At 40.8% G+C, this 24,504-nt stretch carries 28 protein-coding genes, 1 tRNA gene and 2 pseudogenes; 11 read left to right on the top strand and 20 right to left on the bottom strand.

Annotated features, from left to right (window positions below):
- Positions 1-281: 281 nt before the first annotated feature.
- Entirely contained in the window at positions 282-491 is a 210-nt protein-coding gene (locus CDG77_RS00945; protein ID WP_094327429.1) for a TOBE domain-containing protein, read from the top strand.
- A gap of 214 nt (positions 492-705) precedes the next feature.
- Here CDG77_RS00945 and CDG77_RS00940 read toward each other — a convergent pair whose 3' ends face one another.
- The 13 genes and pseudogenes from CDG77_RS00940 to CDG77_RS39015 form a co-directional block, all read right to left on the bottom strand.
- Positions 706-966: a FeoA family protein gene (locus tag CDG77_RS00940; RefSeq protein WP_094327428.1), complete on the bottom strand. Its 261-nt coding sequence runs from the start codon at positions 964-966 to the stop codon at positions 706-708.
- A 104-nt stretch (positions 967-1,070) separates the two neighbouring features.
- Positions 1,071-1,370, bottom strand: coding sequence for a 2Fe-2S iron-sulfur cluster-binding protein (locus tag CDG77_RS00935; RefSeq protein WP_069069799.1), 300 nt, complete (start codon positions 1,368-1,370; stop codon positions 1,071-1,073).
- Between the two features lie 215 nt (positions 1,371-1,585).
- Positions 1,586-1,957 carry a HesB/IscA family protein gene (locus CDG77_RS00930; RefSeq protein WP_094327427.1) on the bottom strand — a complete coding sequence of 124 codons (372 nt, stop codon included), beginning with the start codon at positions 1,955-1,957 and terminating at the stop codon, positions 1,586-1,588.
- A gap of 126 nt (positions 1,958-2,083) precedes the next feature.
- Positions 2,084-2,887, bottom strand: coding sequence for a HesA/MoeB/ThiF family protein (locus CDG77_RS00925; protein ID WP_094327426.1), 804 nt, complete (start codon positions 2,885-2,887; stop codon positions 2,084-2,086).
- Between the two features lie 10 nt (positions 2,888-2,897).
- A complete protein-coding gene (gene nifW, locus CDG77_RS00920; protein ID WP_094327425.1) occupies positions 2,898-3,215 on the bottom strand; it encodes a nitrogenase-stabilizing/protective protein NifW in 318 nt (105 codons plus the stop codon).
- Positions 3,212-3,427: a CCE_0567 family metalloprotein gene (locus CDG77_RS00915; RefSeq protein ID WP_094327488.1), complete on the bottom strand. Its 216-nt coding sequence runs from the start codon at positions 3,425-3,427 to the stop codon at positions 3,212-3,214. The genes nifW and CDG77_RS00915 overlap by 4 nt, the downstream gene beginning before the upstream one ends.
- 127 nt (positions 3,428-3,554) lie before the next feature.
- Complete coding sequence (locus tag CDG77_RS00910) at positions 3,555-4,031, bottom strand: NifX-associated nitrogen fixation protein (RefSeq protein WP_094327424.1); 477 nt, start codon at positions 4,029-4,031, stop codon at positions 3,555-3,557.
- Positions 4,028-4,441, bottom strand: coding sequence for a nitrogen fixation protein NifX (gene nifX, locus CDG77_RS00905; RefSeq protein WP_094327423.1), 414 nt, complete (start codon positions 4,439-4,441; stop codon positions 4,028-4,030). The genes CDG77_RS00910 and nifX overlap by 4 nt, the downstream gene beginning before the upstream one ends.
- 181 nt (positions 4,442-4,622) lie before the next feature.
- Entirely contained in the window at positions 4,623-5,960 is a 1,338-nt protein-coding gene (nifN, locus tag CDG77_RS00900) for a nitrogenase iron-molybdenum cofactor biosynthesis protein NifN (protein WP_094327422.1), read from the bottom strand.
- Positions 5,960-7,342 (bottom strand): nitrogenase iron-molybdenum cofactor biosynthesis protein NifE, encoded by a 1,383-nt coding sequence (gene nifE, locus CDG77_RS00895; protein WP_094327487.1) that lies wholly within the window; start codon positions 7,340-7,342, stop codon positions 5,960-5,962. Before nifE ends, nifN begins: the two co-directional genes overlap by 1 nt.
- A 113-nt stretch (positions 7,343-7,455) precedes the next feature.
- Positions 7,456-7,803, bottom strand: a complete 348-nt coding sequence (locus tag CDG77_RS00890; RefSeq protein WP_094327421.1) for a Mo-dependent nitrogenase C-terminal domain-containing protein — start codon at positions 7,801-7,803, stop codon at positions 7,456-7,458.
- A 180-nt stretch (positions 7,804-7,983) separates the two neighbouring features.
- Positions 7,984-9,519: a nitrogenase molybdenum-iron protein subunit beta gene (gene nifK / locus CDG77_RS00885; RefSeq protein ID WP_094327420.1), complete on the bottom strand. Its 1,536-nt coding sequence runs from the start codon at positions 9,517-9,519 to the stop codon at positions 7,984-7,986.
- 198 nt (positions 9,520-9,717) lie between these two features.
- Positions 9,718-9,885: pseudogene (locus CDG77_RS39015) on the bottom strand (nitrogenase molybdenum-iron protein alpha chain); the annotation flags it as partial.
- 334 nt (positions 9,886-10,219) lie between these two features.
- Between CDG77_RS39015 and CDG77_RS00875 the strand changes: the two are divergent.
- From CDG77_RS00875 to CDG77_RS00865, 3 genes and pseudogenes are all read left to right on the top strand, one after another.
- A pseudogene (locus CDG77_RS00875) lies at positions 10,220-11,563 on the top strand (site-specific integrase); the annotation flags it as partial.
- 43 nt (positions 11,564-11,606) lie between these two features.
- Positions 11,607-11,882: a hypothetical protein gene (locus CDG77_RS00870; protein ID WP_094327417.1), complete on the top strand. Its 276-nt coding sequence runs from the start codon at positions 11,607-11,609 to the stop codon at positions 11,880-11,882.
- Positions 11,867-12,271: a type II toxin-antitoxin system VapC family toxin gene (locus CDG77_RS00865; protein ID WP_094327416.1), complete on the top strand. Its 405-nt coding sequence runs from the start codon at positions 11,867-11,869 to the stop codon at positions 12,269-12,271. The genes CDG77_RS00870 and CDG77_RS00865 overlap by 16 nt, the downstream gene beginning before the upstream one ends.
- Here the strand turns inward: CDG77_RS00865 and CDG77_RS39010 are convergent.
- Both CDG77_RS39010 and CDG77_RS00860 read right to left on the bottom strand, forming a co-directional pair.
- A complete protein-coding gene (locus tag CDG77_RS39010) occupies positions 12,225-12,446 on the bottom strand; it encodes a hypothetical protein (RefSeq protein ID WP_223269681.1) in 222 nt (73 codons plus the stop codon). The genes CDG77_RS00865 and CDG77_RS39010 overlap by 47 nt on opposite strands.
- 63 nt (positions 12,447-12,509) lie before the next feature.
- The gene (locus tag CDG77_RS00860; protein ID WP_143856942.1) at positions 12,510-13,001 is read right to left on the bottom strand and encodes a hypothetical protein; all 492 of its coding nucleotides are present in this window, start codon (positions 12,999-13,001) and stop codon (positions 12,510-12,512) included.
- A 219-nt stretch (positions 13,002-13,220) separates the two neighbouring features.
- Here CDG77_RS00860 and CDG77_RS00855 point away from each other — a divergent pair, with 219 nt between their 5' ends.
- Entirely contained in the window at positions 13,221-13,421 is a 201-nt protein-coding gene (locus tag CDG77_RS00855; RefSeq protein ID WP_094327414.1) for a hypothetical protein, read from the top strand.
- Positions 13,422-13,499: 78 nt separating this feature from the next.
- Here the strand turns inward: CDG77_RS00855 and CDG77_RS00850 are convergent, their stop codons facing one another.
- Positions 13,500-14,039 carry a DUF2267 domain-containing protein gene (locus tag CDG77_RS00850; RefSeq protein ID WP_094327413.1) on the bottom strand — a complete coding sequence of 180 codons (540 nt, stop codon included), beginning with the start codon at positions 14,037-14,039 and terminating at the stop codon, positions 13,500-13,502.
- A 319-nt stretch (positions 14,040-14,358) separates the two neighbouring features.
- Between CDG77_RS00850 and CDG77_RS00845 the strand changes: the two genes are divergently transcribed.
- The gene (locus tag CDG77_RS00845; RefSeq protein WP_094327412.1) at positions 14,359-15,156 is read left to right on the top strand and encodes a dienelactone hydrolase family protein; all 798 of its coding nucleotides are present in this window, start codon (positions 14,359-14,361) and stop codon (positions 15,154-15,156) included.
- A 313-nt stretch (positions 15,157-15,469) separates the two neighbouring features.
- Here the strand turns inward: CDG77_RS00845 and CDG77_RS00840 are convergent, their stop codons facing one another.
- The 4 genes from CDG77_RS00840 to CDG77_RS00820 form a co-directional block, all read right to left on the bottom strand.
- On the bottom strand, positions 15,470-16,117 hold the full coding sequence (locus CDG77_RS00840) for a class I SAM-dependent methyltransferase (protein WP_094327411.1): 648 nt from the start codon (positions 16,115-16,117) through the stop codon (positions 15,470-15,472).
- A gap of 123 nt (positions 16,118-16,240) precedes the next feature.
- The gene (locus tag CDG77_RS00835) at positions 16,241-18,439 is read right to left on the bottom strand and encodes a sensor histidine kinase (protein ID WP_094327486.1); all 2,199 of its coding nucleotides are present in this window, start codon (positions 18,437-18,439) and stop codon (positions 16,241-16,243) included.
- Positions 18,440-18,891: 452 nt separating this feature from the next.
- Positions 18,892-19,317, bottom strand: coding sequence for a hypothetical protein (locus tag CDG77_RS00830; protein ID WP_094327410.1), 426 nt, complete (start codon positions 19,315-19,317; stop codon positions 18,892-18,894).
- Between the two features lie 715 nt (positions 19,318-20,032).
- Positions 20,033-20,992: an orange carotenoid protein N-terminal domain-containing protein gene (locus CDG77_RS00820; protein ID WP_094327408.1), complete on the bottom strand. Its 960-nt coding sequence runs from the start codon at positions 20,990-20,992 to the stop codon at positions 20,033-20,035.
- 704 nt (positions 20,993-21,696) lie between these two features.
- Here CDG77_RS00820 and CDG77_RS00815 point away from each other — a divergent pair.
- From CDG77_RS00815 to CDG77_RS00790, 5 genes are all read left to right on the top strand, one after another.
- Positions 21,697-22,275: a hypothetical protein gene (locus tag CDG77_RS00815; RefSeq protein ID WP_094327407.1), complete on the top strand. Its 579-nt coding sequence runs from the start codon at positions 21,697-21,699 to the stop codon at positions 22,273-22,275.
- A 135-nt stretch (positions 22,276-22,410) separates the two neighbouring features.
- Positions 22,411-22,758 (top strand): immunity protein TriTu family protein, encoded by a 348-nt coding sequence (locus CDG77_RS00810; protein ID WP_094327406.1) that lies wholly within the window; start codon positions 22,411-22,413, stop codon positions 22,756-22,758.
- A gap of 417 nt (positions 22,759-23,175) precedes the next feature.
- Positions 23,176-23,433: a hypothetical protein gene (locus CDG77_RS00805; protein WP_143856941.1), complete on the top strand. Its 258-nt coding sequence runs from the start codon at positions 23,176-23,178 to the stop codon at positions 23,431-23,433.
- 132 nt (positions 23,434-23,565) lie between these two features.
- Complete coding sequence (locus CDG77_RS00800) at positions 23,566-24,060, top strand: COP23 domain-containing protein (protein WP_094327404.1); 495 nt, start codon at positions 23,566-23,568, stop codon at positions 24,058-24,060.
- A gap of 212 nt (positions 24,061-24,272) precedes the next feature.
- A tRNA-Met gene (locus CDG77_RS00790) sits at positions 24,273-24,347 on the top strand.
- Positions 24,348-24,504: the final 157 nt, after the last annotated feature.

The following is a 24,504-nucleotide window of genomic DNA, read 5'->3' as shown; positions in this document are numbered from 1 at the left end:
TATAGAACTATTAAAAATCTCAGTACTTATACATAATTAAAATAACTGTGTTAAATTGATGATAATATCCATCAATAGTTAGTTTTTTTTATTTTTTATCTTACTTTTTGCAGCAAATGACTGCCCCAACCATTTTTGTAATTCTTGTCAAGCAGAGATACTACTGTTAAGTAAATGAGGATTATTTCAAAATTATTAAGATATCTTAAAGAAAGCTAGTTTTAAAATCAAAACTTGCTAACTTACTAAAGTATAAATAGTTTAAATTAGCGAAGTAAAACATGGAAATTAGCGCTCGTAATTCTCTTAAGGGTACTGTCAAAAAAGTTGTGCATGGTTCAGTTAATACCGAGATAACTTTAGAACTAGCGCCAGGAGTAGAGCTAGTGTCAATAATCACAAAATCATCAGCAGAAAAGCTAGGACTTGCAGAAGGTAAGCAGGCTTATGCCGTGATTAAATCATCAGATGTGATAGTTGCTGTTGATTAAAAAATAGAGTTGGCTTCTTTTGCAAGCCACTCTATTTTTCAGATCAAATTGCATTTATATAATTTAGTGACCAAAAGAATGCAATAGCTTAGTTTAGTGTAATTACAGCAATCATATTAGATTTTTAATAATTGAAAATCATAGATCCCTGACTTATTTAAAAAGTCGGGGATTTTATTTCTCATAAATAATTAAGTAAGGCTATACATAAATGCTAATTAATGGAATTATCAATAACGCGAACATAAATCGCTCGGACACTTTCTAAATCTAGTACAAAATCTTTGTTATTGATATTGAGGATAAAAGAGGGAAAATCTTGCTTGAAAATGATATGAGTTCCTGTTATTATTCCCATTGATATAAGTTTTTTCAAGATTGTTTCATCCTGAGTTTTGCAGAAAATTACGATTCCTCGCTCTCCTGTTCTCAATAACTCTAATGAACAGCCAGTAACACTAAAGCTGGTAAACATTTTAATTATAAATTAGGAATTGTGAAAGGAAGAAGGAAGTATATTTTCATCCTTCATCCTTCATGTTTTATTTGGTCGCTAAAGGCAGCAACCAAAGTAGTAACTTAGACCAGATATGCTTCTTGATGAGTCTTAATTGTGCAATTAGAACGAGGATAAGTTACACAAAGTAGAGCGTATCCTTTAGAAACCTGATCGTCATCTAAAAAGTTTTGATCGTCTTGATTCACTTCACCTTCGACAACTTTACCAACACAGCTAGAGCAGGAACCTGCATGACATGAAAAGGGCAACTCAATACCATTTTCTTCTGCTGCTTCTAAGATGGTGGTCTCTTCGTCAACTTCAATTGTGGTGTCGATGTCTTCTTTTTTGTTGATTAATCTAACTTGGTAGGAAGCCATTTTCCGATTCTCCTCAAACGTTATACAGTTGGTCTAATTTCTGAAGTTTTTGAGCAACCTATCCTACTTTTTGCTTCCCTTCTTCTTACAGAGATGCTAAGTTTAGTCAGCTTCTCTATAGGGGTAAGGGATGCAACACGAACTAGAATCTACCTCAAGGGCATTGAAATTCTGCGGAGTGCTTCTAAAATTGACTTAGCGCTAACGGAATGATGTTAGCTGCAAGGTACACCAGTAGGCGTACCGTCGTCTGTTTTGAAGGACTTTCCACAACCGCAGGTATCAGTTGCATTGGGGTTGATGAATTTGAAACCGCTTTCCATCACTCCCTCAACGAAGTCAACGATAACTCCGTCTAATAACGGCGCACTTTTGGCATCGACGTAAACTAGTACTTTGCCTTGCTGACTTACTAGATCATCTGGTTGGGGCTTGCTGGTGATATCAATTGCATATTCATAGCCACTGCAACCACCATCTTTTACCGAGATGCGAACACCTTTAGTTGCGCCATTAGCATCGGGTGCGGAACCTTTGAGGAATGCCCGCAGATGAAATTCTGCTTTTTCTGATAAAATAACGGCCATCAGTTCTCCTGATTTGTAGCGATTGGTTGTTCTGATTTCAGGTGTGGGTTGTCAGTTGTCCTTCGTCATTTGTCCTTTGTCCTTTGTTATTCACTAATGACCAATGACTAATGACCAATGACAAAATTAAGTATTTTGTGCAATCCCTGTAGGTTCCATAGAATTGGATTGCGCGTGTCTCCAAGGCGCACTATTGCCGCATACTGGACAAGAGCGATCGCGGTGAGAACGGCGTTTAGCAAATTCCATCCGATTGAGGTCGATTGTCAGCAATTGCGATAATAGAGGCTGACTAAACCCGGTGATCAACTTGATAGCTTCCAGTGCTGTTAAACAAGCTAGTGTTCCAGAAACAGCGCCTAGAACTGAAAAGCCACGCTGATCCCAATCAGGCTTTTCTGGAAACAGACAAGATAAACAAGGAGTCACACCAGGAATAATCGTCGTTAGGTAAGCCTCCATGCCATTCATTGCGGCTTCTACCATTGGCTTACGCGATCGCACACAGGCTTCATTTAACAAATTGCGCTCTGTAAAATTGTGGGCGCAATCAAGAGCCATATCAGCAGATTGCACTAACGAATCTACATTTTCCGGGGTGATGTAATCATGAACAGCTTCCACTTGGACATCAGGATTAATCGCATCCAGAGTTTCTTTAGCTTTGAATACCCTTGGCTTACCTACCCAATCATCAGTCATGAGAACCTGACGATTCATATCATCTTGCCGCAAGTCACCACCCCGGACTAGGATTAGCCGCCCAACGCCCGCTACTGCTAAGTAAAGCGCCGCCGTACCGCCTAATCCCCCCACACCTGTAACCAAAACTGTCGCTGACTTCAAGCGTTTCTGTGCTGCTTCGCCAAAATTCGGAAGCATCATTTGGCGACGATAGCGTTCTAATTCGGTAGGCGTTAGGTTAACCAATTTATACCTCCTAATCAGAAGTGATTTCTGTCAGTGTGACTACATTTTTCGGCTTGTCGTTAAACACTTTGAACAGCTTTTGTTCGTGAGGTGTTGATTCGATAAATACCTGATAAGCTTTTTGCAAAGCTAAAGAATATTGATTGAGTTTCTCTTCTTGGCTCAAGTCAGGAGAATTATTATCAATTTCCTGTATGTATTGAGAAAACTTTTTCAGAATATGTAGACGATTGACATTCACAACTTCTACATCGTAGGACATATTAAAGAATTGAAAAAATTCTTCTGCATCTACGAGCTTCTTTAATTCATCAATTGTTCCAGTCATTTCGCATTCTCCAATTGTTTCAGATGTTGCTTAAGTTCATCTAACTGGCGATAGATTTCATAAGTTGCAGCGGCAACATCCATAAGTTGTGTGTAATCTGTTGGCAGTCCTTCGGCTAAATCATGCAGATCCATTTTCATTTGACCTGCTTTGCTGTTGAGCCGTCTGATTTTTCCTTGTATTTCCTCAATACTCGTTTCTTCTGCTTGCACAATCAGCCACTCCACATTGGATTTTAGATTTTAGATTTTAAATTTTGGATTGGATAATATTGTTTTAATCAAATGGTGATGAAACTAGTGATTAAGACTTAAATCCAAAATCCAAAATCTAAAATTGTTACAGGTTGCCAACTTCAGGAAAGCGTTTCGCTAAATCAAGACCTTTTTTGACGTAGTTTTCTCCCTCTTCTGCTAATTTCTCTACTGAGTCAAAGCCAAAGCGTTGAGCATCTCGCAAAGTTTTTACAGCTAGCAAGAGACGACCAGAAAAAACTAGCGCCCAGCCAAATCCTTCATGGCTTAAATCAACCACAACCTGGGATATTAAACCTGTTTCTTGTTCAATCCCAGCCGCTACAGCTCGAAAAAATGCCATAATTCGTGCTTGTGTGATCGGATCGACTTCACCCTCAACGGAGATTTCCCGTTTCTTTTGTTTGGTGACAATAAAGGGTTTGAGAATCAATTCATCCGACCAAGTACGATAAACTCCATAACTGTCTTGACCACGGATTTGTTTGATTAATACCTTCAGGAAAGGTGAGTTCAAGACTTCTGTTGTAGCAGTTCCGTTAACACTATTATTTGTGGTCATACTTTTGCTTCGTCTTCAATTTCATCAGCAAAGTTTGTGGTTTTTGGCTGTAAAGCTTTACGCAACCAAGGTGGAGGATTACCTTTGAGGGTTTTCACTAGCTTATTTAGCACTTCACTAATTTCTTCTTCTTCCGATCGCGCCTTGACTGGGGTGACACCTTTTTTGATTAACCGAGCGGCGGCGCTACCACCAATTGCTGTTACATAAATAATCGTACAGTCGCCTATTGCCTCAAGTTTTGGGTTGATTTTGTCTTCATTCCCATCTTCTTTGAGTTCGCCTTCAAAGTTGAGGGTTTCTACGAAGTGATATCCCTCATCGGAAATTTCGTAAACATCAATCATTTTTGCCCATCCGAAGTGGGCGTTAATATGAACTCGGTCACTTGTGGTGAAGGCAATTTTCATCGTAATTCTCCTAAGTTTTGAATTTTGAAGCAATCCGGTTCAGTTAGTAATATTTAGCCTCGGAAGATCCCCCCAACCCCCCTTAAAAAGGGGGGCTTAAGATTGGCTTCATTCCCTCTTTTTGAGGAGGGTTAGGGAGGATCGACTTTTAACTGAACTGTTTTGAATTTCAAGTGTGAATTCAAAACTCAGCGCTCACAATTCCGAACTCTTGGAATTGTTTAACTCTCGCTTCTTCTGCCTCTAAAAATAGGTTGCCGATGCCAAATAAAAGCTCCATCGTGCCTCGATAACCAACTTTGGTAAATTGTCCATTACCTAAGCGGTCATAAATGGGCAATCCTAGACGATAAAGAGGAATTGAGAGCTGTTTAGCGATCGCACCCACATTCGAGTTACCAATCAGCAAATCAGAACCGCCCGCTAAACTCTCAAAGTCTTCCAAGTCGCCGATGGTAATGCTTTTAACCGGGAGTTTTTCTAAGAGGTGCGATCGCGTGGTTGTCACCACTGCATGAATTTGCGCTCCCATCGATTGCAGGAAATGCACGGTTGACCACAGCAAATCTGGTTCCAGTGCTAAGGAAACTCTTTTTGCACCGAAGTAAAAGTGGGTGTCCAGCATTGCATCTTGCAACTGACGACGTTGGCGGCGGTATTTTTCGGGTACGCTGTTACCGCTCAGAATCGCCAATGCTTGGATAAATTCATCTACTGGTTCTAATCCAGTCAGTTCGCTAAACACTTCGTAAGGCGTGCCAAAGCGTTCTTCCAGAATCTTCGCAGCCCCCCGCATACTTTCACCCAATGCCAGGGTAAAGGCAGAACTACCGACTTCTCGTAGCTGTTTTAAGGTAGTCCCACTGACTGTAACCGCACTGTAACTATCCTCTAAATGTCCATCTAGAGAAGCGCCAAGGTCAGGTACAAAGATCGGCACTAGTCCAAAAGACGTGACCATCTCTTTGATTTCCTGTACATCCCCAGGTGTGAAAGCAGAACCCGCCAAAATCGTGACTTGTTCAGTCCTGAGTCCACCCGCGCGAGGAATTTCCTTAACTATGCTTTCGACAGCGACAGCAAAGCCATCTTGTAACGCACCTTTAAAATCTGGGGTGGGGGCAAAAACGATCGCTAAATCATTCAATTCGGGATGGCGATCGCGGATTTCCTTAAGAAAACCTTCAATATCATCGCCTCTAGTTTCCGTTAACCCAGTACTACATAAACCAATAATTTCTGGGTTAGCCTTTTCCACCAGAGTCAGAATTGCTTGCTCCACATTCTCTTCACCACCCAAGATAGTAGTGACTTCCGTCATCGCCGTCGTAGCTAGGGGAATCGCTTCCCGGAAATGCCGCACTAGGACAACTTTAGCGAAAGCAGTACAACCTTGAGAACCGTGGAATAAGGGCATTGTCCCTTTCAATCCCAAAAAGGCTAAGGTTGCGCCCAAAGCTTGACTTTGCTTGAGGGGATTAACTGTCAGTGCTTTGTTAGAAGTGGTAACGATCGCCATTAAACTTCTTCCTCTTCTTCCCAAGGAGCGGGTTTGCGTATTTGTTCCCAAATCGGGCTATACAGAGCTTCGTACAATTCCCGCGCCATCTCAATCATTCCCACATAACCTGCATAAGGATGGTGACGTTCTTGGTTGATGTCAAGGAAAGGAATTCGAGCTTTCAAAGCGGTGTATTGGTTACGTCCACCAGCAATCAGCATATCTGCGCGAGTGTTTTTAACCACTTGTAGCAATTCTTGAGCGTTGCCCTTCTCCAACATGATGCCATCGTTGCCGAGCAACTTCTTGATTTTGGCTTTATCTTCTTCAGTACTTTTCCGAGTACTAGTAGCAACAACTTCAATGCCTAAGTCTCTAGCAGCCGAGATAATCGACCAACTCTTAACACCACCTGTATACAACACAACCCGCTTACCTTTGAGTCGAGCGCGATAAGGAGCCAGTGCCAAATCTAAAGCAGCCGTTTCTTCTGCAATAAGCTTTTCTGTCCGCTCCTGTAAATCAGCGTCACCTAATTTAGCAGCGATATTTCGCAGACAGCGATTCATATCATCGATGCCGTAGAAAGACTCTTCAATGTAAGGGATGTTGTAACGCTCCTCCATCTTTCTCGCCATATTCAGCAGCGCTCGCGAGCAGATCATGACGTTGAGCTTGGCGCGGTGGGCGTAGCGAATTTCATCGTAGCGAGCATCGCCCGTAATTTTAGACAGAATACGGATGCCTAACTTTTCTAACAGTGGTGTTACTCCCCACATTTCACCGGCGATGTTGTATTCACCGATTAAGTTAATATCATAGGGCGTTGTATGTTCCGGTTCTGCTGTTCCGACAACATATTCTAACAAAGCTTCACCGCCAAAACGGTTGCCCAGATTTTTACTGCCAATGAATCCTGGGGCAATGACGGGAACAACAGGAATACCAATTTTCTCAGCCGCAGCTTTGCAGACAGCATCCATATCATCGCCAATTAAGGCTGTAACGCAAGTGGCATAGACAAATACTGCTGCGGGTTGGTAGCGCTCTTTGAGTTCCAGAATCGCTTTGTAGAGTTTCTTTTCGCCGCCAAAGATGACATCATTTTCACCCAAGTCAGTCGTAAAGCCCATTTTGTAGAGTAGAGGGCCAGACGAGAGACTACCACGACTGCCCCAGGAATTACCAGCACAGGCGATCGGCCCGTGGACTAGATGCGCTGCATCTGCGATCGGTACTAGAGAAATCATTGCACCATCAAAGGCACAGCCCCCTTGAGCCGCGCCTGGTTGTGCCTGTTGGGCGCATGATTTATTTTTCTTTTCCGCTTGTTTGTGCTGATTATGCTCGCATCCTGTCTCAGTCAGCAGTTCGTTGATTTTACCTTGGGTGCTTTTCATCTCTCTTCTCTTAATTGTTAATTGTCCTTTGTCATTTGTCATTTGTCCTTTGAATAACTAACAACTAATGACCAATAACTAATGACCAATGACTAATGACCAATGACCAATGACTAACAAATGTATTTAGTGACATCCTCTCCACATACATCGGCAAGGTAAGATAGAGCGCGGAAACGCAATCCTACAAATTCGTCATATAAAGGATTGAGTTTACATAGTGGTGGGATATCAATAGACTTCCCAAATAATTTAATTTGTCGCTCAAAGGGACAACAACAAGGAATTGTTTGGCAAATTAGATGAGCGATGCGATTATTTTTAACCTGAATTCCATCCACTACACGCCGCAACGGATTAAGAAGATTGTGGAACCACCCTGGTTTTTTCTGATTAGGTGGATGGTAATTAGGATGAGGATGAGTGTGAGTGTGTTCGTGAGTGTGATTGATGGTTTCCATGTATAAATCCCTTGGGTAAATGCTATCAAGAAAAAGGGGAGTTGGGGATTGGGAATTAGGTCTTGGGCAGGGGTATTGGGTATTGGGCGTTTTCCCAATCCCCAGTCCCCAGTCCCCAGTCCCCAATCCCTATTCCCCTTCTTTACCCTTTAATTAACACGTTGTGTTTCTACGCAATTTCTAACGAATCAAGTCGTAGGAAATATCTGTCTTAGAAGGAATATTGGTGTTGCGATCGATTTCTTCAAACAGGGTATTTACAACCCAGTTAAGGAGGTTGATTATACCTTGATAACCGATGGTGGTGTAGCGGTGTAAGTGGTGACGATCTATGATAGGATAGCCAATTCTCACTAAGGGAGTCTTGGTGTCGCGCCACAGGTACTTACCGTAGCTGTTACCGATGAGCAAGTCTACGGGTTCGGTGAACATCAAAGAACGCATGTGCCACAGGTCTTTACCAGGCCAAACAGTTGCATTGCTACCAAAGGGGCTAGAAGCAAGCAGTTCTTTCATTTCTGCTTCAAATACTTCGTTGCTGTTGTGAACCAAGATATGCACAGGTTCAGCACCCATTTCTAGCATAAAGCCAACTACGCAGTATACTAAATCTGGTTCGCCGTAGATAGCGAAGCGCTTGCCGTGAAGCCATGAGTGGGAGTCAGTCATGGCATCAACTGCCTGACCGCGTTCAATTTCCAATTGTTCGGGAATTGGGATACCACTCAATTCGCTGAGTTTCATCAAGAACTCATCAGTACCCTTAATGCCCCAAGGACGGGAAACTGAGGTTGGTTGCTTCCACTCTTTTTCGATATACTCGCGGGTTTTGAGGGTGGAGTGTGCTTGCAGAGCGATCGTAGTTTTCGCATTGATTGAATCTGCTGCATCTTCTAGCTTTGTACCACCTGGGTACATATTGAATTCACCTGTGTTTGGTGAATCGAGGTAGTCGCTGTTGTCGGCTAGAATTGTGTAGTCAAAGCCGAACAAAGAAGCAATCCGCTTGATTTCGCGGTTGTTACCTACGTAGGTGTCAAAACCTGGAATGAAGTTGATTTTACCATTGCTGGTTTCTTTCTTATGACCTGCGGTCAAGTTAGAAAGAATTCCCTTCATCATGTTGTCGTAACCAGTGATGTGGGAGCCGACAAAGCTAGGAGTGTGAGCGTAAGGTACTGGGAAATCTTGAGGAACTGAACCAGCTTCCTTAGCGTTGTTGATGAAAGACTGTAAGTCATCACCAATTACTTCTGCCATACAGGTGGTGCAGACAGCGATCATCTTAGGCTTGTAGAGAGTGTAAGAGTTCGCCAAGCCGTCAATCATGTTTTGCAGACCACCAAACACGGCTGCATCTTCAGTCATTGAAGAAGATACACCAGAGAATGGCTCTTTGTAGTGACGGGTTAAGTGGGTGCGGAAGTAAGCAACGCAACCTTGAGAACCTTGAACGAAAGGTAGAGTACCTTCAAAACCAACAGCAGCAAAGATTGCTCCCAATGGTTGACAACCTTTAGCAGGGTTAACGGTTAAAGCTTCACGAGCGAAGTTCTTTTCACGATAATCCCAACCCTTTGTCCACTCTGCAACCCGTTGGACTTCTTCGGCTTCGTGACCGTTTTCAAACTGCTTTTTGTTTTCAAATAGCTCTTGGTACTCTGGTTGGTGGAATAACTCGACGTGATCTTGAATTTTTTCTGGATTCTGAGGCATTTCTGGATCTCCAAGGTTACTGAATTCTTTACTGATTGAGGAATGAAGATTTAAGGCGGGAGTGGGAATATGATTCAAAATTCAAAATGCAAAAATCAAAACGAATTTTTAATCTTTCAATTTTGAAATTTGGATTCCCAACTCCCCCCTGGGGTTTTAGCCCCAGGTTATCCTTACTTATCTCACTCTCCCATTTCCCTAAACGGCAGCCTTAGCCTTAGCTTCAGCCTTCTTAGCGTTAGCTTTTTCATTCCAAGGAGCGCCAATTAATCCCCAGGTTGGGCTGTTGAGTGCCAAGTCCATGTCACGTGCGAAGATGGCGAAGCCGTCATAACCGTGATAAGGGCCGGAGTAATCCTTTTGGTGGTTTAATTATTTTCAACAGCCTAATGTTTGCAGTAAGCAATGTGAGCGATAAACATTGTTCGCTAATAGCACATTTATTTTTAGACTAAATATAGGCTAAAAACACAGCATAATTAGGTTCAGGACTCATATCATGTCCGCTAAATTACCCATAATAAAAGAACCCCTCCCCGCTTGCGGGGAACTCGGGGCCCCCTCTGGGGATTAGGGGCAGGGAGGCAAAGATAGGCTTTGGCAGGGTGGGCTTCTTCGGGTTTAATAAGCAATGAAGCGGACATGATATCACGCATCATCTAAATGTTGTCCTGAGCCAAGGTGATTAAAAAATCGCCCGTTTTTTTGCTCATCTCTGCAAGCACAGCAGCAAAAAGAACACATGAGAACGAAAGTAGTACTAGAATTAGAGAAAGTTAATCTGCGTTTGAAGTCTGCAAAGGCAAAGGTGACAATTAGAGAATCGAATGGAAGTCTGCAATTACGGGCGACGTTACCAATTAAGCCGGGAGATAAAGATAGCAATGGTACTGGTAGAAAGCAATACAATATCAGTTTAAATATTCCCTCTAACTTGGATGGACTGAAAACGGCTGAGGAAGAAGCTTATGAATTAGGGAAGTTAATCGCTCGTAAAACTTTTGAGTGGAATGATAAATATTTAGGTAATGAGGCAATTAAAAAAGAATTTAAGACTATAGGAGAATTACTCGAAGAATTTGAAGCCGAGTATTTTAAGACTCATAAAAGAACTACTAAAAGCGAACATACTTTTTTTTATTACTTTTCCCGAACTAAACGATTTACGAATCCTAAAGATTTAGCGATCGCAGAAAATTTGATAAGCTCAATTGAGCACATCGATAAGGAATGGGCTAAGTATAATGCAGCTAGAGCTATATCGGCATTTTGCATGACATTTAAAATCGAAATCGATTTATCTAAATATTCCAAAATGCCTGAGAATAACTCCCGCACTATCCCTACAGATGCGGAAATAGCTGATGGAATTATCAAATTTGAAGATTATTTGAATAATAGAGGTAATCAAGTAAATCAAAATGTTCAAGATAGCTGGCAACTTTGGCGCTGGACGTATGGAATGTTAGCAGTTTTTGGTTTACGTCCACGAGAACTTTTTATTAATCCTAATATCGATTGGTGGTTGAGTAAAGAAAATACAGATTTAACCTGGAAAGTTCATAAAGATTGTAAGACTGGGGAAAGAGAAGCATTACCATTATATAGACAATGGATTGATGACTTTGATTTGAGAAATCCTAAATTTTTGGAGATGTTGGGGAGTGCGATCGCTAAAAAAGATAACACTAATCATGCAGATATAACGGCGTTAACACAGCGAGTTAGCTGGTGGTTCCGCAAAATAGGATTGGATTTTAAACCCTATGATTTACGCCACGCTTGGGCAATTCGGGCGCATATTTTGGGAATACCAATTAAAGCGGCGGCTGATAATTTGGGACATAGTGTGCAAGTTCATACGCAAACTTATCAGCGTTGGTTTTCTCTAGATATGCGAAAGTTGGCGATTAATCAGGCTTTGAGTAAGAGAAATGAAGTTGAGTTGATTAGAGAAGAGAATGCTAAGTTGAGGATGGAGAATGACAAGTTGAGATTGGAGATTGAGAAGTTGAAAATGGAAATGGTTTATAAACAAAGTTAAACTTGCCCAAATATTGATAATATAATAAGCTAGGAGGTCAGTTATGGAAAGCATTAAGATTAGAACATATATTGGTGATGATGGAATTCTGCAAATCCAGCTTCCACCGGAAATTACCAACCAAGAATTAGATGTAGTGATTGTCTTTCAACCTGTTATACCAAAATCTTCACAGTCTCCAACCAAAACGCCGGAAGAACTAGGATACTCTCGTAAATTTGTTGAAGAAGTAATAGGTAGTTGGGAAGGCGATCCGCTTGAACGTCCAGAACAACTTCCCTTTGAGGAACGGGAGGAGATTCAATGGCCTACCTCCTAGATACAAATGCGTGTATCCAAATTCTGAATTCACCAAATTCACCTGTCGCCCAAAAAACTTTATTAATTCCTTCTAGAGAAATTTACATTTGTACAGTTGTTTATAGCGAATTGTATTACGGAGCCTACAAAAGCGCAAACGTTGATAGAAACCTCACTCATCTAGAAAATTTATTTGCTGAGTTTGCTGATTTATCACTGGATCGTCAAGCTGCAAAAATAGCTGGAAATATTCGCGCTCGTCTTAATGCTTTGGGAACTCCAATTGGAGCAAATGATTTATTAATTGCTGCGATCGCCTTAGCAAATGATCTCACACTTGTCACCCACAACACCCGCGAATTCAGCCGTATTGATGGTTTGAAGTACGAAGACTGGGAATGCCAATGAATTCAGCATTTGCTAAAGCCTTACGGCAAGCTATTGCTGCCGCTATTCGGTAAGAAATTTGTCTGGAATCAACCTCGTGATGACTTCCATTGTACACGATAATTTTCATAGATGTTAGGGCAATATTTGTCTTATGAAAATATTCAATTATGGCATCGATAATTCCTTCAAAAATTACCGGAATATAATCAACTGGAATAATTTTTTCATCGTTAATCTGCCAGATAATTTGAATAGTCTAGTCTTCAATTTTCGGCTCAATATGGAATACTACATGGCCATAATGTGCTGGACTGGAAGTAGTGCGAATAAATTTACCTTCTGCTATTAATGGTTTGGCGATAGAATAAAGTTTAGGTTCAACTTCTTTCCATAAATTTAATTCGATCATTCCCTCAAAATCATCCCAGATATTTGCGACCCAATGCCACTCTTCAACATATTTACAAATGTCATCCCAATCGTAATTACGCACACCTTTGTAAAATTTAAGTAAATTGTATAATTCGCTTATATCTTTTGATATTGGTTTTTCTATCTCCATTAATTTAATTAACTTTTTTCCTACTCCTATCGTCTCATTTGTAAATAGCTCTCCTGCTTCTTCTGATTCATATTTTCCCCGTTCCGGGTGTTGATGCAACAACTCAATAGTACGATGTAACCATCGCATATCTTTTCTTGCCTCGTAAGTATAATATTGGGCATAGCCTAGTTTTTTGTCATTCATATAGATTAATCCGAACTTCTCTCTTAAGCTTAATACAATGAATATGTTTTGCTGAAAGTGCGTAGGCACTATGCACTTTTCCCTTAGATCCCATTCCCCAATGTAGGGTGCGTTGTCGCAAAGCGCAACGCACGCTATCTCAAAGCCGCTTAATTCCCACGCAGCCTGATAAAATTTGTGTAAAGATAGAAATTTTGATTCATCTCCAGCATGACAATTATGAACGCCGTAGAGCTATTTCCTACCCTGCGAAATTTAACTCGTGCAGACAAACTGAAAGTGATGCAGTTTCTAGTTTCAGAATTATCTAGGGATGAGGAGCCATCATTAGAGCAAGGAGCAACTTACCCTATTTGGTCGCCACTTAATTCTCACGCAGCTGCACATCAACTTGCTCAACTGCTAGAGTCAGACGAGTAAATGCACAACTGGTATTTTATGAAAAGTCTGTTTGCGGGTAACGATCGCAAACAGGCTTGACTTTTTCTATACTTCTAATTAAGCTTGCTCCCAAAGCTGACGGACATAATCAGGTAGCCAGCTAGCAATTTCCTGAATCCGCTCTTGGGAAAGTTCGTCTTTTGTGGCAGAAAACACTGCTTTAACCGCTTGCTCTCGTTCGACCGATCGCGGCATTCCACTTTCATTAGCAACTCGGAACAGGAAGCGATCGGAATCGATATTGAAGATACCTGGCCCTTTCCAAGGTGGACGAACCCGGCTTAAAAATCCCACAATTGGATTGGTGTCTTTCCAGAGATCGGACACTTCAAACTGGAGCGCTTTCTCATCTGTAGGCACTGCCTCTGTATGCAGTTCTGCTGCGACGCGATCGCTAGCTTCTGTTGTCATTAAGTCGCGCATGACGCGAAACACAACTTCGGTAAAGTCTCTTGCATCATAGGGATCTGCAAATCCGGCTTTAACCTGGACTTTTTCTAAAAATGAGCGATGTTCGTCAGCGATCGCAGTTCGATTATCTTCAATCTCTGTTGGGTCAATTTCGGGAATATTTGTTCTAAAACTTTGATCTGGCATTGTTTTTCTTGTGGTTATTAATTTTGAGTCTTTCTGCTTGCTCTATGTAAGGTCGCACAAATCAAAAACCCTTAGTATCATCCAGAAGTTTGAGATGCCATTTATTCAAAAGTTAGAAATTCATCTGATTTGCATAGATATGGGTAATAGAACTACCTCTCTAAAAAGGTTCTGGCTAACACATACTTAAATTTCTGGAAATATCATATCTATTGAGTAGAGCAATACCCTTGGTGTTTTTGCTCGTTGTAGACATCACCCATTGGTATCAAAAAACAGTCAAAATAGATGAGTTAGTATAAAAGCAGCCGAAACAAAGATGGTAGAAACAACAAACATCGAAATTCACACTTCTTATGTCAAAGTACCTAACAATGGCTTAGAAATCGATGCTTACTTAGCTCAACCAGCACAAAATGGAACCTTTGGCGCAGTTATAGTTTTTCCAGAAATTTTTGGAATCAATCGTAATATTCGAGATATTACCGAATTAATCGCTAAACAAGGTTATGTAGCGATCGCTCCGGCGATGTATCAACGTACTGCTCCCGGTTTTGAGGCTGACTTTAGCCCAAAAGATGCTGGCTATAGCCCAGAAGCATATCGGCTAGGCTTGGAATATTATCAACAAGTTAAGTATCAAGAGATTTTCAGCGATATTCAAGCTGCGATCGCTTACCTCAAAACTTTATCTAATGTCAAAGATGATGCGATCGGTGTGATTGGTTTCTGTTTTGGCGGTCATGTTGCTTATATGGCTGCAACTTTACCCGATATCAAAGCAACAGCTTCTTTCTATGGTGGTGGGATTACTACTTCTAGTTATGGCGAAGAGATTCCAACTATTAATCGCACCTCGGAAATTCAAGGTACTATTTATGCTTTTTTTGGTACAAGAGATGCATTAGTTTCGCAAGAAGAAAACGAGCAAATTGAGGCAGAATTAAAGAAACATCAAATCAATCATCGTGTATTCCGATACAATGCTGGACATGGATTCTTTGCCGGATTTTTTAAAGACCAATATCCATTCATCACCCAGAACCCAATTTATAATCCCGAAGCTGCTCCTGATGCTTGGCAACATGTTCTAGAACTGTTTCAAAATCACTTGTAAAATGTAAGAATTCAGAATTAAAAAGTCATAATCATTATCCAATCAAGGCTGCTATAGCTTCTTAATTATTCAGCTTTAGTCTCAAAATCTTCTTAATTTTGATTTCTGCATTCTGAATTCTTACTGTCAACCTAAATGATGTAGATGGTGGTGTCTTGTTGCCAAGTGCAGCGCACCTTACTATGCTTATTTTTGGATGACAGTCTATTTTATAAAATAAATATTAAGTAAGATGCGCTATGGCTATACAAAAATTTGAGATTTTGAGAAAGTTAGGATTAGCCGTAACGCACCAGAGACTATATTATTGCCTTTAAATTTTTGAATTTTTCAGCAGTAATTGACAACCACACAAAAACGGGTTTGGATTTTCTATCCGATTGTCCGCAAGCACTTCAATGGGAAGCTTGCTGTTGTAAATCAATTCGTCATAATCCATCAATGCATCCCACTTGATTTTGCCAGTGGGGAAGCCTAGCTGTGAAGCTGCATCAGCTATTAACTCTTGCCATTTCTGAATCTCTGGATCTTGGGATTTGCAGTAATCGAGAATGGCAATAAATGCACCAGGTTTGGTAACTCGGAGGATTTCTTTAAGAGCAAGAACTGGATCTTTAACGACACAGAAGGTAAATCCTGACGCTGCTGCATCAAAACTATTATCAGGAAAATCTAGATTGCACATATCCGATACCTTAAAGGTGATGTCTGCGGATACGTTCTTTTGACGTGCTTCATCCATCATTTTATGAGAAAGATCGACACCAACGACATGCACACCTTCAGGATAGGCTGGAAGATTAAGACCTGTTCCTACCGCAGCATCTAGTACGGTTTGTCCTGGCTGAAGCTGCAAAGAAGCAATTAACGGTTCGCGCTCAATGTGCCAATAACGCTTCATAATTGCATCATAATCTACCGCCCCGCGATCGTAGGTTTCTATCAACCGATCAATCTTCATAGGTTTTTTAACAAATAGGACTACTGATTTAAGTATCTGTTCAACTGTATAATATGTTGATGCCCAAACCTTGTAGATTATACTACTACTTAGATAACTTGACAATTCCAAATCAGTATCAAGTTAAACCACTTCATGAAGCTTTAGCTGGAGAGGAATTTGAATGATAAACTCGGTTCCTTTTCCAGGAGTTGAGAAGCACTCTAGTTTGCCGCCATGTTTTTCTGTGATGATTTGGTAGCTGATAGACATACCCATTCCAGTCCCTTTGCCAACGGGTTTGGTGGTGAAAAAAGGATCGAATATGCGTTGCTGAAATTCTTTAGATATACCAACTCCGTTATCAGCGATCGCAATTTCTAACCATTTTGAATCAACTACAGATGTGCGAATCTTAATTTGACTGGGATTTTCCTCGATCTCCTTATAGGTACGCTTAGTATTATTTTCTTCTAACGCATCAATCGCATTAACTAAGATATTCATAAATACCTGGTTGAGTTGTCCGGCATAGCATTCTACAAGGGGTAGAGTGCCATAGTCTTTAATTACCTCAATTTCAGGTTGTTCTGGTTTTGCTTTGAGGCGGTGCTGCAAAATCATCAAGGTACTGTGGATGCCCTCATGGATATCAACGCTTTTAAATTCTGCTTCGTCGATGCGGGAGAAGTTTCGTAGCGACAGTACAATTTGGCAAATGCGCTCAGTGCCTACTTTCATAGAAGACAATATTTTTGGTAAGTCTGACTGCAAAAACTCCAGATCGATATCTTCAGCAAGAGTTTGAATTTCAGCCGTAGGGTTGGGATTATACTGCTGATACAACTGCACAAACGCTAATAAATCCTGGGTATATTGCTGTACATGAACGAGATTGCCATGAATAAAGTTGACTGGATTATTAATTTCGTGTGCGACTCCAGCAACTAGTTGTCCGAGACTAGACATTTTTTCACTTTGAATCACTTGAGATTGAGTGCGCTGCAATTCTTCTAATGCATTTTTGAGTTCGGTGGTGCGTTCTTCTACTCGATCTTCAAGTTCTTCCTTGCTTTTCTCTAAGGCAGTAAACGATTCGTGCAATTGCCCTGCCATCTGGTTGAAGGAGTTAGACAGAGTATTAAGTTCTTGAATAATGCTAGTTTCTACTTGCTGATCTAAATTGCCAGATGCCATTGCCTTACTTGCCCAATTTAGCCGCAGAATCGGGCGGACAATCCAATGAGAGGTAAACACGCTCATCACTGAGGCAATGACTAATGCACCAAAACAAAGTGCGATCGTGGTGCGCGTGTTGGCGTTAATTTGCGCCATAAATGTGTCTTCGGGCACACTCACTACCACCAACCAATCCAAGCCATATTTGTCACGCCAAGGTATGGCATCCACAAAATGCCGTTTTCCTTGCACCTCAAGCTTAAAATCTGTGTCTTGAGTGATGGACTTAAACCCGTTGAAGGTTTGGAGGTGTCTGGCAATGTTTTGTATCATTGGATCGGAACTGTCGATCGCTTTCAATCGCCGGATCTGCTCATTGACAAGAACAAAAGGCTTCTCTGTAACAGAACTGGCGATTAATGTGCCATCTCGTTCCAGCAGAAATACCTTCCCAGACTGACTAATATTCAAACTATGTAAAAAATCGCTGAGTTTCGACAGGTGAATATCCGTAGCAATCATTCCTAGCAAGCGATTTTGCGAATCATAGATAGGACGACTAGCAGAAGCGCTGATGTAGGGGCCCGTTGGAAGATTTGCAGTTACAATCTTTCCCCAAATAGGTTTACCAGCAGCGATGGGTTGGGTATACCAAGATTCACTGAAATTGTTCCAATCCCACCGAGCATTAACCTGAGTTCGATTACCTTGATTATCTGTGGCATAAGTGAAAGTATTATTAGGAGGCTTGGCAGTCCAATCATCAATGACGATCGTCTTGCCATCATAACGAGCGGCTCCCAGCCCTTCACCCGTTATTAGTCCAATACCAATATAAGTCAGGTCATAGACCTGCATCTGATCCCAGAAATACTTGCCAAGGGTTTGGCGATCGCGCACATCTAATATTCCCCTGTGGATGGCATCTGCGTTAATCTGATTAAGGCTTTGCGGAATGGAAAGATAAGACTTTAAGTGTTCATCTACTACCTCAGTGGTGCGATCTATAAACTTTTCTGCTAGGTAGTTAACTGCTCTTTCTCCGTTTTTAAAGGACAAATAACCCACTAAACTGACTGCTGCAAAAATTTGGATAAGGAAGGGAACAACAAGGACAATCTGTAAAGGAAAAGCTTTACCTTTGCTGGGGTAGTGAGTCTTCATAGCTGGAAGCTGGAAGTTGATGCTAACTTGATTTACTTCTATAGTTCCCAATATGTCTAGAGACTCATCTTTGTTTAAATTTTTTTGTCCAGGTGTCAGGTGCATTGTCGCAAAGTGCAATGCACTATCAAATATCCCCAATATCCAATAATATCATGTCCGCTTGATTACTTATCAAACCTGAAGAACCCCACCCCGCCAAAGCTGCGCTTTGTCTCCCCTCCCCGCTTGCGGGGAGGGGATTAAGGGGTGGGGTGCAATGACTGTGGGAATCATAACTAATTATGCGGACATGATATAAAAGCTGAATTTCACCACTACTACCCAATCTTACGGGTAAATATTTTGCTGGATAAGGTCAAATTTGATTAGCGATCGCAGGTTTCGTCCCCGCAAAGCTGCATCTATGCAATTATTTGGGCTTGACAAAATTTAGTGCGATCGCACACATCCTAAGTTGTCGCTACTGGTTTCTTTCCATTCTTGCTCTCCACAGTAGCAACAAATGACGATTGCTCATCAGTGGGACTTGGCGACTCGCCTCGTAATCCCTTACGACGCTGGTTTTTAGGAACTCCTCCCGCCATACCGTACTCTACACTGCTTTTGCCATATCGAGTTGCAACTGCCATGAGCATGTGTTCTGTCATATCTGCCAGCTTGTCTTCTGTTTCCAGCATTTCTCGGTACAATTTATCCAAGGTGGAAAGGGCAGTGTTATAGGCATTTTCTCTACTTCGCATTGTTTCGATTAGAGTTGAGAAGGCAGGTAAGTTTAGTCCATTGTCTAAATCTAAATTCGGATCGATAGAGTTTATGCTAGCCGCACGACGCACTGCTCTTTCTAATATTAAAGAGGTTCTTTTTCTCCGAGCCATAAGCTACACCTGGGAATATAGTACAGTTAATATTCTTTACCTTAAATAATTTCCGTATGAATTAGCCTGAGAGAATTTCAGCAAATCTGCAATAGTTTTTGCTACAAATGCGATCGCTGTCATAAATGCGCGAAATACTGAAATGAGAAAGTCAAAGCTGCTTTTGAGAAAGTCAAAGCTGCTTTTGCTTGCGGAAAACACCAAAATGAGAAAGTCAAAGCTGCTTTTACTTGCGGAAAACACCAAAATGAGAAAGCAAAAGCTGCTTTTGAGAAAGTCAAAGCTTGTTTTACTTGCGGAAAACACCAAAATGAATAAGTCAAAGCTGCTTTTGAATAAGTCAAAGCTGCTTTTGCTAACTAAAGGCGAGCGCTAAGTAAGCGTAAGTCTTTGATGTAGCTTGAGATCGCGATTGAATTACTGCTGCGAAAAACTTCGTAGGGGGTGCAATATGTATGTTATTGGGAATACACTGAAGCTCGGTTCTAAGTGAACCGAGCATTGATTGAGATTTTATTTGATGAGCATCATGGCGCTTAGAGGATGTTTTAAAAGTCCCGAAAGTTATAATTTTGCAGTTCTACACTGGGTTAAGTACAACGCCAAATTAAATTTTGGCTATGGACTAAGATGCAATCCTTTACTAACGATGGGAGCAAAAAAACCTTTTAAAACATCATCTTAGAGAAGGGCGATTTTAAGAAATAAATAAATTTTACTTGCGAGTTAGGTTAAGCAGTTCTTTGGGAGAAGCAAGTAAATCAATAGCCACGAAGTAAATTTGACCTTGAGGATCGAGTAAAAATCGCCAAGCAATGTTCATGCCAACATTACCTCCAAACCAGGGAGTTTCTACCGTACCAGTAATTTTATGCTGTGTATAACCATCTTCTATAGTTTCCGAAACGCCTTTAGTTGGCTTCATCACTAACCCTTGTCCCTCATCTCGGAGATAAGAAGTAATCGCTTCTCGACCAACAATTGGTTTTTGGAAGGGTGGTTGCAGCGCACCATTGGTAGCAAATAAAGCAACAGCCGCTTCCAAGTTATCTGCATTCATAGCTTCAATGTATTTCAGCACCGTTGGTTCTGTAACTCCCTCAATAGTAAATTGGGGACTTAGGGATGAACGTGGGAACTTAAAGTTTATGACTTCTGCCTGTTTTTTATCAGCCAGAGACGGATCAAATCCCATATTTACTACAGTATTGCGTAGTACAGTAATTTGTTGACTCTGATCGATTCTCTGAACAGCTTCTAGCACTGCTTTAACTTGGGTTGACATTTGATAGCCAACTGGCATAGGAGCGACAATACCCTGTTTCATCCACTCTCCTAACTGCCACCAGAATCCCAACTTAGCGTTGACACCAAAGTATGCATAAGAACGGCTGATGGGAGTGTCAGCATTACTCGCTAAATCTCTCATTAATTGCGTTTGTTCTTCATGAGACATCTGCTTAATTTCGTTGAATATACCCTCCATTAATTGCAGATTTGCTTTTCCGGGAGCAGCTGGAGTAATTGTACGACCTAGTTCAGCGTAGGCATACCAGAGAAATGCCAATTGATCGTCAATGTTGAGTTCAGCAAACTTTGCTGTAGTGGCTGGAACAGCATCTGCCACTTGAGTGCTAGAGAAAATATTGCGTGCGGACTCGATAGTATAACTCATGGTTATTCCCTTAAAGATTTACCTATTTAGTAGTTGGTTTCGGCTAAATTTTGCAGCTTGGGTATAAATCTAGGGCATTTTTCCTGGATGACACAATTATCCCTAGATATTCAAATCCGAATTTTTATTCACTACTCTGGCAGTATAACTAGTAAACATTAACAAAAGACTAAGATTTTTAATATTTATCTGATGAATATCATTGAATCAAATGTATATCTACTATTTCTTGTCAACCTATGGTCTAATAAAAGTAACTTCTTAAAAAAAACATCCTTCTCAAGGAATATATTTAACTATATGGTAGATAAATACATCTAAATTTTTAACTTTTTCGGCAATAAAATAAAATTTAGTAATTGCTTAAATTAGTTTTTTTAATTACTGTATGTGTTGCAGTAGATTTATCTTTAGGAGTAGGTTGGGCTAAATAAAGTGAAATCTGTCTAATGCAAGCTGAACATCACCATTTGCCATCTTAATAACCGTAAATTCTCTGTTGATGCATAGCAGAGATTGTATAAAATAGTGCTTACTTGCACTAAGAACGCGCTGCCTTGTCTCTGTGGTTCGTCTATTGGATAATTTATTTCTTGGAAATCCCTTATTCAAAACCCTTGCAATTTGATAAAATTAACAAAAAGGGCAATGTCTACGATGAGCTATTTCGCGTCGCCCTCTCTAGCAGAAAATGCAGAAACACTATGGCAAAGCGTAAAAAAAGCAATCTCCAGTGGATCAAAGAAACCCTTGAATTAAAACCCGATCATCGTTGGGAATCTCCATCAGGTTACAAAATATTTGTAGCAGATCGAGGCGCTGTTCGCTTCAATGTTCCCCAAGATTGGATTCTTGAGCCACAAGAAAAATCTTTCAAGTTCCTCGATAAAAAACCGCCCAACGATGATTGCTGCCTAGAAGTATCTTTTAATCGCCTGCCACCCAACGACTGGAGCCAGTTTCCGCTAAAATCTACATTGAAGAAAATACTGGAAGACGACAGTCGCAACGTCATTGCTAGGGGAGAAATTATTACCATAAAACGCCAAACCGCCAGAATTGTCTGGACAGAGATGAAGTTCATTGATGTTCAAGAAGAACCACGGGAAGCATTTTCACGAACTTGCATTGGTTTGGGGTCAAATGTTCAGTGCTTGATTACATTCGATTATTGGGTAGATCAAGCAGAACAATTAATACCCGTTTGGGATGAAGCGATGCGTAGTCTCACATTAGGATTATATATCCGCGACCCTATGACTGGTCTAGCTTTCCCAGACTAAACCACAAGGTAGCAGGGATAATTGATGTAGGCAATAACAGGTGTAGGCGTACCCCATTGCAGACATTGTATTTGAGGTAATTATTTTTTGCGGAGTTGGAGCAAATTGATAATACTCCTACTTTCAATATAAAGAATGAGTCTAGATCCACTAACACAGCTAATTTCAGAACGAGGTTTTGACCGATTTCAATCAGGATTAAGATCGCGTTTTGCTGCTTATCGACTGGAATATACACTGACTTATTGTGAACTTAGTGATAATTCAGCTATGCGTCTTGACTTTGAGAGTTCATTACATCTCGGTAGAGTGACGGTTTGGGAGTCAGGAGCTTGTGAGATGGATATTCTTGAAATATCAACTGGGAACAATGTCTTTTATGAAAGTCACCAGTTCAACAACGAAAAGCAATTTTATCAAACTTATCCAAGATTGGTGATTTTTATGCGTGATATGTTGCGACTTCAGTCAGATGATATTTAGACGTTGCTTTGTTGGGTTGCGCTTCCCTATGCGAACGCTTAACTCCAACTACGTTTTTAGTTTAAAAACATGCCTTAGCAGGTCGTTGCCCACACCTAAACTGTAAACACCTGCACCGGCAGAGTAAAAAAAATTTGTAGTATATATATAGCATTTCTGCTTTTCTGAGCTTATTTGCTCGCCATCATAGCCATTTTTATCTTCCCTTCAGTAGTACATGGCATTGACAGAATAAGGTTCATTCATGATTCAAAACTGAGAATCCTGACATCAGAGATTACTTAAGTCATAATCCAATTAGTTACTTTTATCACTAGTTCATAGCTGTTTTAACTCTTATGCTTATAAACATGAGATATCAACCAGATTAAAGTTTATTGAACTTTAATCATGCAGTTTACCAAAGGAGACTTAGTGATGAATATCAAACAAATTCTTGCCGGTGTAGCACTTCTTGTACCATTTGCTGTTACTTCTATTCCTTCACAAGCATCAGCATTACAAGTTATTGTGAAGCCCCACGCTATTAATAGACCCGCTCAAATAATAGCAAAAAAACCACCACAAATTAAGCGTTATACACCACCAGTCAAAAAGAAAGTATTGGTTCCTGCACATTGGGAAAAAACAAATCATGGTCGCAAGTGGGTTGCGGCTCATTATATATACAAGTAAAAACGTCTAAAATCCCAAGCAATTGGGATATAAGAAGTTAAATCTTCCGATCATCTCCCTACTAAATGAAGTAGGAAGAGTTCCAAATACAAGGCAAATAAAAACTTTTTACTCAACATTTGAGAGATACTCATGAAATTGGCATCATTGACAAATGTTTTGGTTGCAGGTGGAATTGCCCTCAGCGCGACTGCAACTATCAATCAGCCAAGTCAAGCTGAAAGTAGGCGAGGATTTTATTGTGACACTTCAGGAAACAAACCCGTGACAGTGTACACAAATTCTAGAGGTGTTAGTGAACCTTGGATTCGCTGGACTTCCAATTACTTCAGAGATGCTGGCTACAATAAAGTAACGCGCTGTCAAGACGTAAGCCAACGTTTGGACAATTACCGTCGCAACAGAGACTTGAGATTTATTACTGTCGGCAAAATGAACGGACAAAATGTGATTTGTACCGCCAATCAAGTCAATGGACGCTGTGAAAAGTTGATATTGACTCTCAAACCTAATGAAGATGGCGTTCAAGCGCTAAATAATCTCCTGGCTTGGCGGCAACCTTTAAGTAAAAGTAATAGAGCGCCTTACGTTGATTTGAGGGATCATCTAGGAATTCCCAAAGAATAAATGACAGCTATTTACCTGTGCTAAATTTGAACTGGTATAGTAACAAAGTTACAAAGCTATGGTTTAGGTTCCATAAGCCTAACTGGTGCGCTAATCTCTGATACAAGCGTATACCGCCGAGTAATTTAAACTATATCCTTTGATTAGCTCAGTTGGTAGAGCGATCGACTCTTAATCGATGCGTCACAGGTTCGACTCCTGTATCAAACCCCAGGAAGTTAGCTCACTGGTAGAGCAATCGACTCATAATCGATGTGTTGTAGGTTCGATTCCTATACTTTCACCCAACCCTGTCCGGGTTAAAAGACAATACCCTTCCAAGGTAGCCAATATGGTACGGATCTTAACAGATTCGAGACCCCTCATTTTCTCAACTCTGCGGTGTAAGTGTTCTGCTGTCGGTTCATTGCTCGTAAGGGTGATGTTCGGTAGCCTCAGTCAAGG

The organism is Nostoc sp. 'Peltigera membranacea cyanobiont' 213 (genome assembly GCF_002245975.1).
Classification (GTDB): domain Bacteria; phylum Cyanobacteriota; class Cyanobacteriia; order Cyanobacteriales; family Nostocaceae; genus Nostoc.
Note: the sequence above shows the minus strand (reverse complement) of the source record. Positions and strands in the feature narration are given on the sequence as shown.